Below are 13,795 nucleotides of genomic sequence, written 5' to 3'. Positions count from 1 at the left end.
ACTAATATATAATTAATATTAATCTATAGCTTTTAACTATAAATATTGGAGGTATCTATAGGTGGACATTAAACAATTACACTATTTTATCGCTGTTTCAGAACAGATGAATTTCTCGAAAGCCGCAGAAAGACTGCATATTTCGCAGCCTTCCTTAAGTAATGCTATCAAAAAATTAGAACAAGAGATTGGCTCCCCCTTATTAGAAAGAAATACTAGAAATCTGCAATTAACAGAAGCAGGAGAGTTACTTTTTGAACGGGCAAAAGTTATTGTGAAAAATATGGAAGTATTGAAAATTGAAATGGATGAAGTGATTGTTCATGGCACGAAGGATATCACCATTGGGGGCATGGAATCAATCAAGCATTGGCTCCCGAAAGTAATCGCCAACTATAAAAAAGACTATCCACAAATGAAAATTCATTTAGTCGATATTTTAGGCAGTAAGCGGGTGAAAAAATCCTTGAAAAGCTATAAAACGCATGTAATCATCACCAATCAGCTAATGGATGATCCAGAGTTAGAAGTTCAAACCTTATATGAAGAACGATTGGTCGCAGTGTTACCTTTACATCATCCGTTAGCCCAAAAGGAGGTTCTAACCATCTCAGATATTTGTGAAGAACCATTTATTATTAGTACCGAGGGCTTTCAAACAAGACGAGATATATTAACGTCATTTGAACAGGCTGGTAAAAACATCAATATTCAATTTGAAATTGAGCGTTTTGAAACGGCTGTATCGCTCGTACGAGAACATTTAGGTGTGACCATATTACCTGAAAATTACTTGCAAGGGCCGACTGCCAAAACGATTGTAAAAAAAGAAATTGAGGGTGTGAATTTAAGTCGAAATGTCTATCTAGTGTACTTGAAAAACCGTCATTTACCATTAGCCATCCGACAATTATTGAAGGATATTTTACAGTTTTTTGAAAACAAAACGACGTAAGTCCATAGTAATGAATTTTCCCTTTTGTTAGAAAATTCAAAAATAGAACATTGCTTTACTAGAAAAATAGCGGTAACATTTATTGTAAGAATGAAAATGAACATTCATTCATTTTGCGAAGTTCAAGCAAAGGGGGTATCTTCTAATGAATTTTTCCTATAGTGAAAAGGTTGTGAAGTTACAGGACAAGCTGACGAATTTTATGGAGCAATACATTTATCCAAATGAGACCGTTTATGCTGCACAGGTCGAGGCAATGGAAGATCGTTGGGGAGCGATTCCACCTATTATGGAGGAGCTGAAACAGAAGGCACAACAGGCAGGTTTGTGGAATTTATTTTTACCAGATAGTGAATATGGAGCAGGTTTAACCAACTTAGAATACGCACCTTTATGTGAAATCATGGGACGCTCACTTCTGGCACCCGAAGTGTTTAACTGTAATGCACCTGACACAGGAAATATGGAAGTACTTGTACGTTATGGATCGGCACAGCAAAAAAAGCAGTGGCTTGAACCGTTATTACGAGGCGAAATACGATCTTGCTTTGCGATGACAGAGCCAGCTGTTGCATCCAGTGATGCTACGAATATTGAGGCAAGTATTGAACGAGACGGAGATGAATACATTTTAAATGGCCATAAATGGTGGACAACCGGTGCTGGGGATCCTCGCTGTAGGGTGGCTATTTTTATGGGCAAGCATAAAGATACAATGGCCCCTATCCATGAGCAGCAATCTATGATTCTCGTACCAATGGATACACCAGGGGTAAAAGTGGAGCGTATGCTAACTGCCTTTGGCTACGATCATGCACCAGAGGGCCATGGTGAGGTTACTTTTACCAATGTACGTGTACCAGTGGATAATATTTTATGGGGGGAAGGAAAAGGCTTTGCCATTGCGCAAGGTAGGCTAGGACCCGGAAGAATTCATCATTGTATGCGTCTTATTGGTGCAGCAGAACGTGCATTGGAGGAAATGTGTGTACGTGTACAGGAGAGACAGGCATTTCATCGACCACTAGCAGATCAAGGGGTAATGCGGGAGCGTATTGCCGAATCTCGCATGGATATTGAGCAAGCAAGGCTTTTAACTTTGAAGGCTGCTTATATGATGGACACGGTAGGCAACAAAGAGGCAAAAGCTGAAATTGCCATGATTAAGGTAGTTGCGCCAAATATGGCACTAAGAGTCATTGATCGAGCTATCCAAGCATTTGGTGCAGCTGGGGTAGGTCCAGATACAACGCTTGCTGCACAATGGGCAAATTCACGCACATTGCGTTTAGCAGATGGACCAGATGAGGTGCATCGTAATACCATTGCTAAGCTAGAATTGAAAAAGCATGCCAACAAACAAGAGGAGCTGGTGAAATGACGGTCCTAGAGTTATTTAGCTTAAAAGGTAAAACAGCCATTGTGACAGGAGGAGGACGTGGACTCGGTGCGCAAATTGCTCAAGGATTCGCAGAGGCTGGAGCCAATGTGGTCCTATGCTCACGAAAGGTGGAGGCGTGTGAGGAAGTTGCCACAGGGCTCGAAAAGCTAGGTGTTCAAACATTAGCCCTAGCATGTGATGTCACAAAGCCAGAGGATATTGCTCATGTGGTGGCCAAAACAATCACAACATTCGGTAAAATTGATATTTTAGTCAATAACAGTGGCGCATCATGGGGAACACCTGCCATTGATATGCCCTATGAAGCCTGGCAAAAAGTATTTGATGTCAATGTCAATGGAACCTTTTTATTTAGCCAAGCAGTGGGCAAAATTATGCTAGAGCAAAAAAGCGGCAAAATTATTAATATTGCTTCCATCGCTGGACTAGGTGGTACGCTACCAGCTTTTATGGACACGATTGCCTATAACGCGAGTAAAGGGGCTGTCATCACTTTAACGAAGGATTTAGCTGTTAAATGGGGACCACATGGAGTCAATGTCAACGCCATTGCACCAGGATTTTTCCCAACGAAAATGTCCAATGTTTTAATCGAACGTGGACAAGACTATTTAATGGGCGTTACACCGTTAAAACGTTTAGGTTCAGAAAATGATCTGAAGGGCGTAGCGTTATTTTTAGCAGCACCAGCTTCGGATTATGTAACAGGGGATGTCATTGTAGTAGATGGGGGCATGAGCTCCATTATTTAAGGAGGGAAGTAAAATGGATACGATGCAAGTAAGGTCAAGTGAACGGTTAGATGTGGATAAATTACATGCCTTTTTAGAAAGCTATTTCCCTGAGCTTCCACAGGGGAAACTTGAAATATCACAATTTAGTGCAGGACATTCCAATTTGACGTATTGTTTAAAAATAGCAGATTTCGAAGCTGTTCTACGTCGTCCTCCGCTTGGACCAGTTGCCAAGAAAGCGCATGATATGAAGCGGGAGTTTACAATTTTATCAGCATTGCATCCATTTTTAACAGCGGTTCCCAAGCCGTATGTCTATGTAGAGGATCGAGACATCATCGGTAGTGATTTCTTTTTAATGGAGCGCAAAAAAGGCATCGTCCTTGATACGCATTTTCCAAAAGGGACAGAACCAACAGAGGAACTAGCACGTCAGTTATCCGAAATGATGGTTGACTCTTTAGTTGCATTACATGCCATTCCTTATCAAGACACACCATTAAAGGATATGGTGAAGCCTGACGGATTTATGGAACGACAAGTGTATGGCTGGATCGAGCGTTATGAAAAAGCGAAAACAGCAGAGCATGCGGAAGTAGCCGTATTAACAGAGTGGTTAAAAAATCATATCCCTTCCAATAATGAAGCAACCATTATTCATTATGACTATAAATTGAATAATGCGATGTTCTCTAAGGATATTACCGAAATGATTGGTCTTTTTGATTGGGAGATGACAACAGTAGGGGACCCACTAGCTGATGTTGGGGTAGCAATGAGTTATTGGATGCAAGCGGATGACCCAAAAATGCTATTATATGCACTTGGAGAACCACCAGTAACTGTATTACCAGGCTTTTATACCCGACAACAATTTATTGATCGTTATGCAGAGAAGAGTGGGCGAGATGTGTCAGCCATTCATTATTACTGTACATTTGCTTATTTCAAATTAGCCGTTATTTGTCAGCAAATCTATTATCGTTATGTCAAAGGGCAAACTCAGGATGATCGCTTTGCTCAGATGGATAAAATGGTCGCTGCACTCATACAACAGGCTTCTAAATCGATATAAATCAAGAAAAAACGGTTACTTTTTGCTAAGTAGCTGTTTTTTATAGCTCATTAAAGCAGATTATCCGACACTAAATTATATATATATTTATTTTCACTCGCACAAAATCTACTCAAAAATCATAACAAAACACGTACAAGAAATTAAAAGAGGGGGAACATAAGTTCCCTTTTATTATAGGTGCTATTCAATAATTATTTATTGTTTTTCGATAAAAAATAATTGACTTATAATATAACTAACGCTATCATAACAATTGTGAGCGACATCAATAACAACAAGGATTTAACTATCTGGAGGAAGAAATAATGAAAAATATTTACTTGCCACAATTCCGATGATCATGGGGATCGTATGTTTATTTATAAAAGGACTTATAGGAGATGAGATACTAGCAGATGGTACGATAGTGGAGAAAAACTTCTTTTTAATTCCATTGAGTTATCTATTTTTCTTTAGCGGCATACTAACATTCTTGATTATGGCGTTATTTTCTACATTCAAAAAGCGAACTATCGCATCATAATGCTAAAAACAGGCCCAAAATAGGAGCCTGTTTTTTTATGACCATGTTTGATCTAGTTTATCACTGTAGTAGTGAATGGCTTTTTTATAATCTTGAATGCCCTGATGGTTGGTTGTAAGTATTAAGGTGTGCAATAATGTTTCCATTGATTTTGCATGTTCGCCAAGATTATAAAGTGTCATGGCATAGAAGACCTTGACATGCTCGGCCTCAGGGAATTCTTGAATGGCTTGTTCAAAGATTCGCTTTGCTTGCTCGTATTGCCCTAAAGTTCGATATGTGCTTCCTAAACCAAGGTAGGCATCCACTAATACTTCTGGTTCTAGTCCCAATTTTATCGCTTTTTCATAGTGCGGAGCTGCTTCTTTTTCCTGCCCTAAAGAATCAAATGTCCAAGCACATTGAAATTGATAGTATGCATTTTCAGGATGTTCCTTGACCAGTGCCACCATGCATTGATTAGCTTCCTCAAGCTGTCCGTTTTTTCTTAATGCAAGTATACGTTCTAATTGTTTGTCCATTTTATTTAACCTCTTCTTTGTTTAAATAACTTACCATTCATAAAAACAATCTTCTATCAACAATTCAAATGAATCAGCTAATCGCTTGATTTCCCCGCAATCATGATCGCAAATGAAGACCTTACCTGATGAATCGATGAAAATGGGATTTCCTTCACCGTCCATTGAAATGACATAGCTAGTGTCTATGATATTCGGAGATAGGATATCTTTATATTGTTGACGAAAATCCAGTGTTAAATCAACAACGGTTTCGTTTCCTAGACTAGAGCCATTCGAAAAAGCATGGATTGCTAAACCTGCGTATGCTCCACCAAACGTTTCAATAAATTCGACATAATCGTTGTGAAATTGTACATAAAGTTGCTGCTGTGCATCTTTTATTTCTCTTTGGCTTGCAGGTTTACCTACTAAGGTTGGGTGCTTCTCATTAAATAAAAATGACCGCAAACGCTTTATTAGATTTTCCTTCATAGACACGCTCCTTTTATTAAGTATACACGATCCTTCATTGCTAGGAATCTGTGGAAATGATATTGTTAATGTAATAGTAACATCTAATGAGGTGATAGAATGCTAGAGCGTTCAATGGAAAAAACACGGGAAAACAAAGAAGAAAGGGAGTGATGATACAAAAAAAGAAAAGAGGATCAAGATGATGATATATCAAAAACTTATGTGTGATGGATTTGAATTAAACTATTGTATAAAAGGTCAAGGCCAACCAATTTTAGTGGTGGGGAGTAGTATATATTATCCACGTCTGTTTTCAGAAAACTTCTACCAACATTTTCAGGTTATTTTTTTAGATCATCGAGGTTTTGGTAAGCCTACGCATGCATTGAAACAAGCTGATTATACATTGGACAAAATAGTGAAAGACATGGAGTATGCAAGACAAACTCTACAGCTTGATGATTTAATTGTTTTAGGACATTCAGGGCATGCATTTATGGCGATGGCGTATACCAAAGCTTATCCCCAGCATGTTCAAAAAATCGTTCTTTTAAATACAGCAACAACGAATAGTCAAGAAAGACAGCAGCAAAGCTTGTCTTATTTTGAGGCACATGCAAGTGCGGAGCGTAAACATCAATTTACGCACGATATAGCTTTGTTGGAGCAGGATCTTAAGAGGGAGCCTGAACGACGCTTTGTTCACATGTGTATTCGTATGGGGGCACATAGTTTTTATGATTATATGTTTAATGCTACCTCTACGTGGGATAACGTTCATCCGAATATGGAAATTATTGATTATCTATGGGGAGTAGCTTTTGCGGAGCAGAACCTTTTACAAGAAATACAACAAGTAAGCAAACCGATTTTTATAGGACTAGGTAGGTATGATTATTTAGTTGCGCCTGTTTCGTTATGGGATGCAGTGGATTATACTCCTCATGTAAAGAAAGTTATTTTTGAAAAAAGTGGTCATAATCCTATGTTTGAAGAACCTGTATTTTTTGATGAACAATTAATCAAATGGATAAACGAAGAGTAGTCGAATGGCTGGTTATGCTTATATAGCAATAACCAGCCTATTTCAATTACACAAAAAAGGGAAGAGTTAAAGTATTAACTTCCTGCGCAGGTTTTACGTAATGCATCTATTTTTTGACAGTCTATAATGACTGGGCGTGCCGTTTCATCGAATTGAATGAAGTACCCACAGCAGTTTTGCGGATCAAGATAGATAAAATAAATACCTAAAAATTGGCTGCCGTTTGAGAGGTATACATCTACTAAAGTCCCTGGTTCAAAACATTCTAAGTGACTACAAACACAGCTTTGACAATGTTCTTTGTCTTGCTTTTTTTTCTGATATGTTTTTTCAAATTGGGGGCTATTATAATATTTGATTTTATAAGAATCTTCCTCAACAATAGGATGATCGACGCCAGAAGCGTGATCAAAGCAAAAATTTCTTGATTCACAATAACATTTGGAAAACTTATGATAATTGTTAAATTCCCAATTCATTCGTGTTAAATATCTGTTTTCATTCATTCCTTAAACGCTCCTTTATGGTTTCAATATCATGCTAGCACGGGTCACCTATTTCTAATCTATGTCAAAGAGCCATTTAGGAGATGGTAAAATGTCTATTTATCTGTAGAATAAAAGAAAAGACTAAACTCATAAATAGAGTTTAGCCGTTCAAGTCGTACTCGCCCTTCAATAAACCATAGATCTCTAAATCAACAACACCTTTGCCAGACCATAATGAAGCTTGTCTCAAAAGACCTTCTTTTATGAAGCCATTTTTTAGCAGCACTTTTTTCGATGGTTCATTTAAAGGCATGACTTCTGCCTGTATTCGATTAACATTTACCTCCTCCAATAAAAATTTTACGATGATTTCGACTGCCTCTGTAGCGATGCCCTTTCCCCAGGAAGCTTCAGCTAAGTAGTAACCAATTGTAACCATATCTATTTTTTGATTAAAGTCCATCGCTTCGATAATCCCTACAAGTTTTTCACTCTGTGATTTTTCGAAAATACCCCATTTTATTCTGCTTTTTTTCGTATAATCACGTTCAAAATGGCCAATCATTTTTTGAACAGTTTGAAGGTTGTGTTTTGGGATGATGCCACAGTACTCAAATACTTTGTCATTATCATAAATGGCAAATAGCTCTTGTATATGTGATTCTTCTATTTTTTTAAATTGTAAATTAGTTGAATGTAAGGTAGGGAATTGCTTAAATACTTTCTCAATAATCATCGGCGTAGCTCCTTTTTTATTCTTTAACAGGAATGTAGATTTTCATTTTCATCTCATGTGGATAGATAGATTGCATAACATCCGTTATTTCAAAATCGGGACCAGAATCGCGCTCATAATTAGAATTTGGTAACCATACGCCATAAATGTAACGTCTTGTATTTTGAATTCCTTCCGCAGTGCTATTCAATGTAAACTCCGCATATTTACCAGCAGGAATTTCTAATTGGGTGAAGCCTTTCTCTAATTGCTCCTCAAATGTTTCGACTTCCTCTCCTACAATAAAGGAAAATTGACCATTCTCCTGAAAGTTTGTAGAAATGCCATACGCCATGTTAGGGGCTACTTTATGTGAGATTCGCTCATAATATTGCTGTTGACCAAAATCCATATAAAAGCCTGGAATTTCAGCATAATACTGTTCGTCTTGTAAGGACGTTCTGTATTCATAGCCAGTGATACGTTTTTTAGGTAATTGAAGTATTTCTGGTCGCTGCATAGGGAGTTCTCCTTCCAATTTATAATCCAAAAAGTTTATTTTGGTTTGAAGTGGTATGGAGTGGGCTCCTTTTCGGTATTTAGCAGGTGTGACACCAAAATACTGAACAAATGCCCGTGTAAATGCCTCTTGAGAACCATATTGAAAGTTGATTGCAATCTCAAGTATATTCTGGGTAGTTGTTACTAATAAGGAAGCCGCTTCAGAAAGCCTCCTGTTGCGAATATACTGCTGCACTGAAAAACCTGTAATGGCTTGAAAAAGTCGTTGAAAATGAAATGCTGAAAAGTAAGATTGGGAAGATATATCTGTAATCATTAACTTTTCCTGTAGGTTTCTCTCAATAAATTCTATGGCGCTTTGAATTCTTTCAAAATAATCCATACCATCATCCTTTCTTAACTCAATGGTACTGTCTAATAGGAAGGGTTTTTTGATAATTTGTGCTAATTTGTACATTAAATTGTAATGAATAGGAAATCAATAGAAACATTGAATTAAATGATTAATAAATGTATAATTTAACTAAATTTACAAGAAAGCGAGTGATAGATGATGATAGTCAGCTCAATTTTCCCATTCAATAACATAAAGGTGCGGGAGGATTAATAGATTGATTTCTTCCGCAAACAATCGGAGGAGAAAATATGTACAAAAATTACGGATCGTTAAGCACAGCACTTTATGATTTTACAAAACCAGTTGGACACTCTCTTGGTGGGGATATTGAATATTATCTAGAGCGATTGCAAGGTATCACGGGTAAGATTTTAGAGGCAGGGGTCGGTTCTGGACGCTTCTATATTCCTTTAATGGAGAAGGGCTTTGATATAGAGGGGATTGATTACTCTCCAGAAATGCTGGCGTCCTGTCGAAAACGTTGTCAAGAGCGAGGATTGACACCAGTCCTTTATGAAGGGAATGTATGTCAATTTACATTAGATCAACAATATGAAGCCATTGTTATGCCAACAGGCACGTTTTGTTTAATTGAAAATCATCAAGAAGCGCTGTCATCCTTAACCTCTATGTATCAGCACCTTGTTCCTGGTGGGCGACTCCTAGTAGATTTATTACTTCCTACTGACTGGAAAACAGGGGAAATTACGACATCTTACCATCAAATTTCACAAGATGAAGGAATTGCTCTTGAAAGAAAATCGATTGCCATGAACTGGGTGGAGCAATATACACTCATGGTTTTAAAATACGAGAAGTGGCAACAAGGTACATTAATGGATACAGAACTGCAAAAGTTTTTATTGCGCTGGTATGGGATAGAGGAATTTAAGCTTCTATTACAAAGTGTTGGATTCTCTGATATAACTTGTTCAGCGAACTACACGTTCCTTCAACAACCAAATGAAGAAACGTCACTTATAACATTTGAAGCGGTGCGTTAATTGTAATGACCAGTACTCCTTAAAAGAGTCTGGTCATTTTTTGTGAATTAATCTAGTTTTAATTTTGTAGCAGCTCCGACTCCTTTTGTATGAACCTTGACTTCAATTTGAACTGCTAGGTCTGGATAGAGGGTTAGCCAGCTCTTTTTGATTCGATTCCATGCTTGATAGTCCTCTCGGTGTAGTACATCACTAAATTTTAATAGATCAGCTTGATAGGTTTGTTGAATGGTTTGAAGTGTATGTTCTAAACGCTCCTTGATTTGTCTGCTCGTTTCTTTATTTAAAGCATCGATGGTTTTTGATTTTGTTAAATCCAGAGGACAACTTAGCTCTGCAACGTTCTGCTCAATATCAAGTTTAATGGAAATCGAAGGTATCCCATTTGTAAAATGGCCCGTCACTTTAGTAGAAGAATTAATAATTTCGGTTGAGATTTTCCCTTGCTCAGGACAGGCAATTATTTCAAATGTACTTTTTATATTATTGTTTAAAAAATTATAATCTCTGCTTTCTTGTTCTGATAAATAGCCAATGAGCTTATAATTTTTAAAAATGGCCAGCCCACCATATTTTAATTGTGCAGGGCTCTCAATTTTTTCTATATTAGAGCTATAAGCACCAGCATCTGCATCACCGTATATTTGAATAGAGGGTAATACGGCACTATTATCAATACTACCTAAAGATTGGACTAAGTCATCTAGAATAACAGACTCTGTCGTTCCCCATACAGCTTCTGATACTTTTAAGGATTTAAACATTTTGCTAGCAGGAATATCCTCTAACGGTGTTAAAATACTTAATATTTCTAGTGCAGTTGCTTCATGGGACACGATAATGTTAAATTCACTTCTACCTTCAGGGTCTCTTTGAAATAAATCCAAAATGCTATTCATACCTTCTTTAGCCATTTCTTCGCCGACAATAATGATTTGCGCATGCGCATAATAAGGCTTTCTTGGCGTCAGTGTTGTTAATTTTCGAATGGCATCAAATAAGGTTTTTCCCTTTGCATGATAGGTAAAAACAGGAACTTGAATACTTGATGCTTTGTTCGAGGTAACTTGACTTGGGTTCACAATCTGAACAGAGATTTCAACTAGCTCGTCCGATTTATCAATGCCAACAGCCGTAACAATAGCTAGTTCGTTTAACTCCCGTTTATTCCAGCATCCACCTAGCAAAAAAATCACTACAAGCAATAGGATAAATGATACCGTGTATTTGATGATGGGCACCTCCTCTAGGAAAAGGGCTAGGACAATTCCGATACTATTAAGGATAAGCAAAAGACAGGCAAAATAATCAATAATGGATATCTCAGAGAATCTTTTTGAAGGAGGGTAAAAATGTAGAAACAAAACAGTATGTATATGAAATGGAAAAAGGGAAATGAAACAATTTTTATTTGAAGGTGTAGAGGCCATCAAAATGATTGGCTAAATGGTATGAAGAAATATTGGATTTTAAGCTTCTATACATAGAAGAGGGAGCATTAGCCATTTTATTTTCCAGACAATCACTTTGAAGTTGGAAAATAGGTGAATTTCCTTTCTCAAAATATTGAAGAGACTGATTTATTTTGAGTGGATCATCCTGTTCAAGTGGAGAAGGGTAACTAAATTTTTTTTTTAGTCGTTTGTCAATCATAAGCGGGTCACTGCGTTAACAGTGACCCTAGTAACAAATCTAGGAGGTGTAAGGCTAATTAGCTTTACACTACTATAGTATACTAATCCTCTATATTGAAATAGTTAATTGCCTGGGTAATAAAAAGAAAATTAAGAATTATATAAAAATAAATGGTTTCGACCTATTTTTTAACAATATGCATGTAATGGATAGTTTCAAAAGCACATAAGTAATCTGTTCGATTTTGGAAATACAGCTCTTGAATCGCTGTAGGAGATAGATGTTCGTATATAAGCAAGCCTAATTGATCTAACATCCTCTCCATGTCCGCATAAGCATAGCAAGATTTCATTGGTTCACCACCAACTGCGGCCATTTTCACCATGTTTTCCACTCTATTCGAGAGTCCTTTTTCTTTAAAGAGAGATTGATCAGCATAATCCAAAACAATGGAACTCCCTGATGGAACTAGGGCAAATAAATGATTAAGTAAGCTTGCTAATTCCTCTTTAGTTAAATAATAAGAAACACCTAACAGACTAAAAAAAGTTTTTTTATTTTGGAAGCCTTGCTCTAATAATGGTTGAGATTGAAATTGTTTTGTAAAATCCATTGGTACAAAATGTAGATGATTCAGGAGGGGAAGGGAAGCTTCCTGTAATCTTTTCTTTTTGGAAGCCTGTGTTGCTGGATAATCCACCTCAAAAATTTCTAGCATGGCTTGTACCTGCTGCTGACGATACGGAAAAGTATCAAGGCCAGCACCTAAAATGACATATTGCTCGACACCAAGCTGTATTTCGTTTTGCAGGACCCTTTCACAGTAAGCAGCACGTGCCAAGGGCGTTGGAGAGAGTTGAACTTGTATAATCCATTTTATTAATTCTTTCGTATTGCCTTTAAACTTTGTAGCAATCTCTTTATTAAAAAATGCAATACCTTGTATCATGTTGTCTTGAATTGTTTGATATTCTTCTTGTGAGATCAATTCTTTGGCTACATAATCATCAAAAATTTTCGGAGAATCAAATTGACTATGATAGGCTCTACTAAAAGCAGCTACTAATGAAGTGATACTAGATTCCTGTTGATTCATACCAACACTCCTTAACAAAAAATAGGATTCCCCTGGCCAGGAGAATCCTATTATATAAAAGATTAATTTAAATGTAAATTTTAGCATAAAAATATTTTTTTGTCAAGTTTTAGGTATTGAAAGAGGGGAGTTATATGAAAAAATTTAAAGTGATTTTACCTTTACTCTTAGCTATTATTCTTGGTGGTATGTTCGTTACATGGAAAAATCAAAGCTATTCTGCTACCGATATATTAGAAAATGCTAATTTTGATGTGGAAAATCCCACTATAAGCCTACATTGGATCGATACAGATAAAGAAGATCTATTTTCAGAAATAAAAATATCAAAAGAAACACAGAAAGAATTGCTAAAGTCTTTTCAACAAGCAACATTCAAAAAAACAGCAATAAAAACCGTTGAGTACGATTATCGAATGACAATCTCACTTAATACAGGTTATCCGATGTTCATTGATTCTAAAAATAAAACACTGGTTCTCCTTACCACCAAAGAAAGCTTTGAAATTGTAAAAGATCATGATTTTTTTAGTATGTTAGAAAAAGCAGCGGAAGATTCTAAGAAATTGGTTGATGTCCAACACCAGATGAATGAAGTAGTGATGTAGCATAGACTCCCTGTGACTTATGTAGATGGAACGACTGGGCATGGTGAATTTCACACCTCTTTTAATAGTAACCATTCTACTGAAGAACTTGGTATTCGATATGATGTGAAAAATAGAGCCACACAACAATTTAGCTGGAAAATTACTCATTCCGACGGCAAAATATGGGCTCAAGGGACATTAGCTGCTGGAGAAGAACAAACATCAATACTGGAAAAAGAAAGCTATACTATGCCAGAGGGAGAATATGCTATTTCGATTATTACAGTAGATGGCGCTGAGGGGATGTTTGATATTGCTATTGAATTGGTGGAGTAAAAAAAATTTTAAGAATGTGTAACTTTTTAAAACATCAGCCGTCTAACTCATCAGTAGAATACAAAAAACTAAAGCAAACTAGTAACATTCACTTTTCACAAAAGGGCCAGGATTCACATTTTTCGTGATTTCCTGGTCTTTTTGTGGTGGTAGTCCTATTTTTAACGAAAAAAATTTAAAATTCATGAAACCTTTAGCCTGTTCATTCGTATTGTTATTTGAATCTAAAGCTAGACAAAATTTAGTAAGATTCACTTTCACTTAAAAGACTAGGGCTTACATCATATTGTGAGGATCT

Annotated in this window: 17 protein-coding genes; 9 read left to right on the top strand and 8 right to left on the bottom strand. The window is 36.8% G+C overall.

Annotated elements, in window-relative coordinates; translation table 11 throughout:
• Nucleotides 1-61 precede the first annotated feature (61 nt).
• The 5 genes from ACEVFT_RS11895 to ACEVFT_RS11875 all read left to right on the top strand — a co-directional run bounded on the left by ACEVFT_RS11895 (nt 62) and on the right by ACEVFT_RS11875 (nt 4,692).
• Nucleotides 62-955 (top strand): LysR family transcriptional regulator, encoded by an 894-nt coding sequence (locus ACEVFT_RS11895; protein WP_342532527.1) that lies wholly within the window; start codon nt 62-64, stop codon nt 953-955.
• Nucleotides 956-1,100: 145 nt separating this feature from the next.
• Nucleotides 1,101-2,336: an acyl-CoA dehydrogenase family protein gene (locus tag ACEVFT_RS11890; protein WP_393949970.1), complete on the top strand. Its 1,236-nt coding sequence runs from the start codon at nt 1,101-1,103 to the stop codon at nt 2,334-2,336.
• Nucleotides 2,333-3,109, top strand: coding sequence for an SDR family oxidoreductase (locus tag ACEVFT_RS11885; RefSeq protein ID WP_205443939.1), 777 nt, complete (start codon nt 2,333-2,335; stop codon nt 3,107-3,109). The genes ACEVFT_RS11890 and ACEVFT_RS11885 overlap by 4 nt, the downstream gene beginning before the upstream one ends.
• A 13-nt stretch (nt 3,110-3,122) precedes the next feature.
• Nucleotides 3,123-4,166: a phosphotransferase family protein gene (locus ACEVFT_RS11880; RefSeq protein WP_342532525.1), complete on the top strand. Its 1,044-nt coding sequence runs from the start codon at nt 3,123-3,125 to the stop codon at nt 4,164-4,166.
• Between the two features lie 337 nt (nt 4,167-4,503).
• On the top strand, nt 4,504-4,692 hold the full coding sequence (locus ACEVFT_RS11875) for a DUF3955 domain-containing protein (protein WP_393949968.1): 189 nt from the start codon (nt 4,504-4,506) through the stop codon (nt 4,690-4,692).
• A 35-nt stretch (nt 4,693-4,727) separates the two neighbouring features.
• On the opposite strand, the gene ACEVFT_RS11870 is transcribed toward ACEVFT_RS11875, so the two are convergent.
• Both ACEVFT_RS11870 and ACEVFT_RS11865 read right to left on the bottom strand, forming a co-directional pair.
• Entirely contained in the window at nt 4,728-5,213 is a 486-nt protein-coding gene (locus tag ACEVFT_RS11870) for a tetratricopeptide repeat protein (RefSeq protein WP_393949967.1), read from the bottom strand.
• A 30-nt stretch (nt 5,214-5,243) separates the two neighbouring features.
• Nucleotides 5,244-5,687 (bottom strand): SMI1/KNR4 family protein, encoded by a 444-nt coding sequence (locus ACEVFT_RS11865; protein WP_393949966.1) that lies wholly within the window; start codon nt 5,685-5,687, stop codon nt 5,244-5,246.
• Between the two features lie 181 nt (nt 5,688-5,868).
• Here ACEVFT_RS11865 and ACEVFT_RS11860 point away from each other — a divergent pair, with 181 nt between their 5' ends.
• On the top strand, nt 5,869-6,714 hold the full coding sequence (locus tag ACEVFT_RS11860; protein ID WP_393949965.1) for an alpha/beta hydrolase: 846 nt from the start codon (nt 5,869-5,871) through the stop codon (nt 6,712-6,714).
• A gap of 74 nt (nt 6,715-6,788) precedes the next feature.
• On the opposite strand, the gene ACEVFT_RS11855 is transcribed toward ACEVFT_RS11860, so the two are convergent.
• The 3 genes from ACEVFT_RS11855 to ACEVFT_RS11845 all read right to left on the bottom strand — a co-directional run bounded on the left by ACEVFT_RS11855 (nt 6,789) and on the right by ACEVFT_RS11845 (nt 8,821).
• The gene (locus ACEVFT_RS11855; protein ID WP_393949963.1) at nt 6,789-7,193 is read right to left on the bottom strand and encodes a hypothetical protein; all 405 of its coding nucleotides are present in this window, start codon (nt 7,191-7,193) and stop codon (nt 6,789-6,791) included.
• A 169-nt stretch (nt 7,194-7,362) separates the two neighbouring features.
• Nucleotides 7,363-7,938: a GNAT family N-acetyltransferase gene (locus ACEVFT_RS11850; RefSeq protein WP_393949962.1), complete on the bottom strand. Its 576-nt coding sequence runs from the start codon at nt 7,936-7,938 to the stop codon at nt 7,363-7,365.
• Nucleotides 7,939-7,954: 16 nt separating this feature from the next.
• Nucleotides 7,955-8,821, bottom strand: coding sequence for an AraC family transcriptional regulator (locus ACEVFT_RS11845; protein ID WP_393949960.1), 867 nt, complete (start codon nt 8,819-8,821; stop codon nt 7,955-7,957).
• Nucleotides 8,822-9,084: 263 nt separating this feature from the next.
• Here ACEVFT_RS11845 and ACEVFT_RS11840 point away from each other — a divergent pair, with 263 nt between their 5' ends.
• Nucleotides 9,085-9,840 (top strand): class I SAM-dependent methyltransferase, encoded by a 756-nt coding sequence (locus ACEVFT_RS11840; RefSeq protein ID WP_205443924.1) that lies wholly within the window; start codon nt 9,085-9,087, stop codon nt 9,838-9,840.
• A 47-nt stretch (nt 9,841-9,887) separates the two neighbouring features.
• Here ACEVFT_RS11840 and ACEVFT_RS11835 read toward each other — a convergent pair whose 3' ends face one another.
• From ACEVFT_RS11835 to ACEVFT_RS11825, 3 genes are all read right to left on the bottom strand, one after another.
• Nucleotides 9,888-11,081: a Ger(x)C family spore germination protein gene (locus ACEVFT_RS11835; RefSeq protein WP_456952058.1), complete on the bottom strand. Its 1,194-nt coding sequence runs from the start codon at nt 11,079-11,081 to the stop codon at nt 9,888-9,890.
• Between the two features lie 166 nt (nt 11,082-11,247).
• Nucleotides 11,248-11,493 carry a hypothetical protein gene (locus ACEVFT_RS11830; RefSeq protein WP_393949958.1) on the bottom strand — a complete coding sequence of 82 codons (246 nt, stop codon included), beginning with the start codon at nt 11,491-11,493 and terminating at the stop codon, nt 11,248-11,250.
• A gap of 163 nt (nt 11,494-11,656) precedes the next feature.
• Nucleotides 11,657-12,571, bottom strand: a complete 915-nt coding sequence (locus ACEVFT_RS11825) for a class I SAM-dependent methyltransferase (protein ID WP_393949957.1) — start codon at nt 12,569-12,571, stop codon at nt 11,657-11,659.
• 134 nt (nt 12,572-12,705) lie between these two features.
• Between ACEVFT_RS11825 and ACEVFT_RS11820 the strand changes: the two genes are divergently transcribed.
• Nucleotides 12,706-13,179, top strand: coding sequence for a hypothetical protein (locus tag ACEVFT_RS11820; protein ID WP_393949956.1), 474 nt, complete (start codon nt 12,706-12,708; stop codon nt 13,177-13,179).
• Between the two features lie 12 nt (nt 13,180-13,191).
• Nucleotides 13,192-13,497, top strand: coding sequence for a hypothetical protein (locus ACEVFT_RS11815; protein WP_393949955.1), 306 nt, complete (start codon nt 13,192-13,194; stop codon nt 13,495-13,497).
• Nucleotides 13,498-13,795: the final 298 nt, after the last annotated feature.

The organism is Lysinibacillus sp. PWR01, assembly GCF_043359455.1.
GTDB classification, from domain to species: Bacteria; Bacillota; Bacilli; order Bacillales_A; family Planococcaceae; genus Lysinibacillus; species Lysinibacillus fusiformis_F.
This window is presented reverse-complemented; position numbering and strand designations above follow the sequence as displayed.

Coding starts and splice junctions, on each gene's coding strand:
- ACEVFT_RS11820 (WP_393949956.1), top strand. CDS start 12,706: ATGAAAAAATTTAAAGTGATTTTACCTTTACTCTTAGCTATTATTCTT.
- ACEVFT_RS11880 (WP_342532525.1), top strand. CDS start 3,123: ATGGATACGATGCAAGTAAGGTCAAGTGAACGGTTAGATGTGGATAAA.
- ACEVFT_RS11850 (WP_393949962.1), bottom strand. CDS start 7,938: ATGATTATTGAGAAAGTATTTAAGCAATTCCCTACCTTACATTCAACT.
- ACEVFT_RS11855 (WP_393949963.1), bottom strand. CDS start 7,193: ATGAATTGGGAATTTAACAATTATCATAAGTTTTCCAAATGTTATTGT.
- ACEVFT_RS11825 (WP_393949957.1), bottom strand. CDS start 12,571: ATGAATCAACAGGAATCTAGTATCACTTCATTAGTAGCTGCTTTTAGT.
- ACEVFT_RS11870 (WP_393949967.1), bottom strand. CDS start 5,213: ATGGACAAACAATTAGAACGTATACTTGCATTAAGAAAAAACGGACAG.
- ACEVFT_RS11860 (WP_393949965.1), top strand. CDS start 5,869: ATGATGATATATCAAAAACTTATGTGTGATGGATTTGAATTAAACTAT.
- ACEVFT_RS11865 (WP_393949966.1), bottom strand. CDS start 5,687: ATGAAGGAAAATCTAATAAAGCGTTTGCGGTCATTTTTATTTAATGAG.
- ACEVFT_RS11885 (WP_205443939.1), top strand. CDS start 2,333: ATGACGGTCCTAGAGTTATTTAGCTTAAAAGGTAAAACAGCCATTGTG.
- ACEVFT_RS11830 (WP_393949958.1), bottom strand. CDS start 11,493: ATGATTGACAAACGACTAAAAAAAAAATTTAGTTACCCTTCTCCACTT.
- ACEVFT_RS11890 (WP_393949970.1), top strand. CDS start 1,101: ATGAATTTTTCCTATAGTGAAAAGGTTGTGAAGTTACAGGACAAGCTG.
- ACEVFT_RS11840 (WP_205443924.1), top strand. CDS start 9,085: ATGTACAAAAATTACGGATCGTTAAGCACAGCACTTTATGATTTTACA.
- ACEVFT_RS11845 (WP_393949960.1), bottom strand. CDS start 8,821: ATGGATTATTTTGAAAGAATTCAAAGCGCCATAGAATTTATTGAGAGA.
- ACEVFT_RS11875 (WP_393949968.1), top strand. CDS start 4,504: ATGATCATGGGGATCGTATGTTTATTTATAAAAGGACTTATAGGAGAT.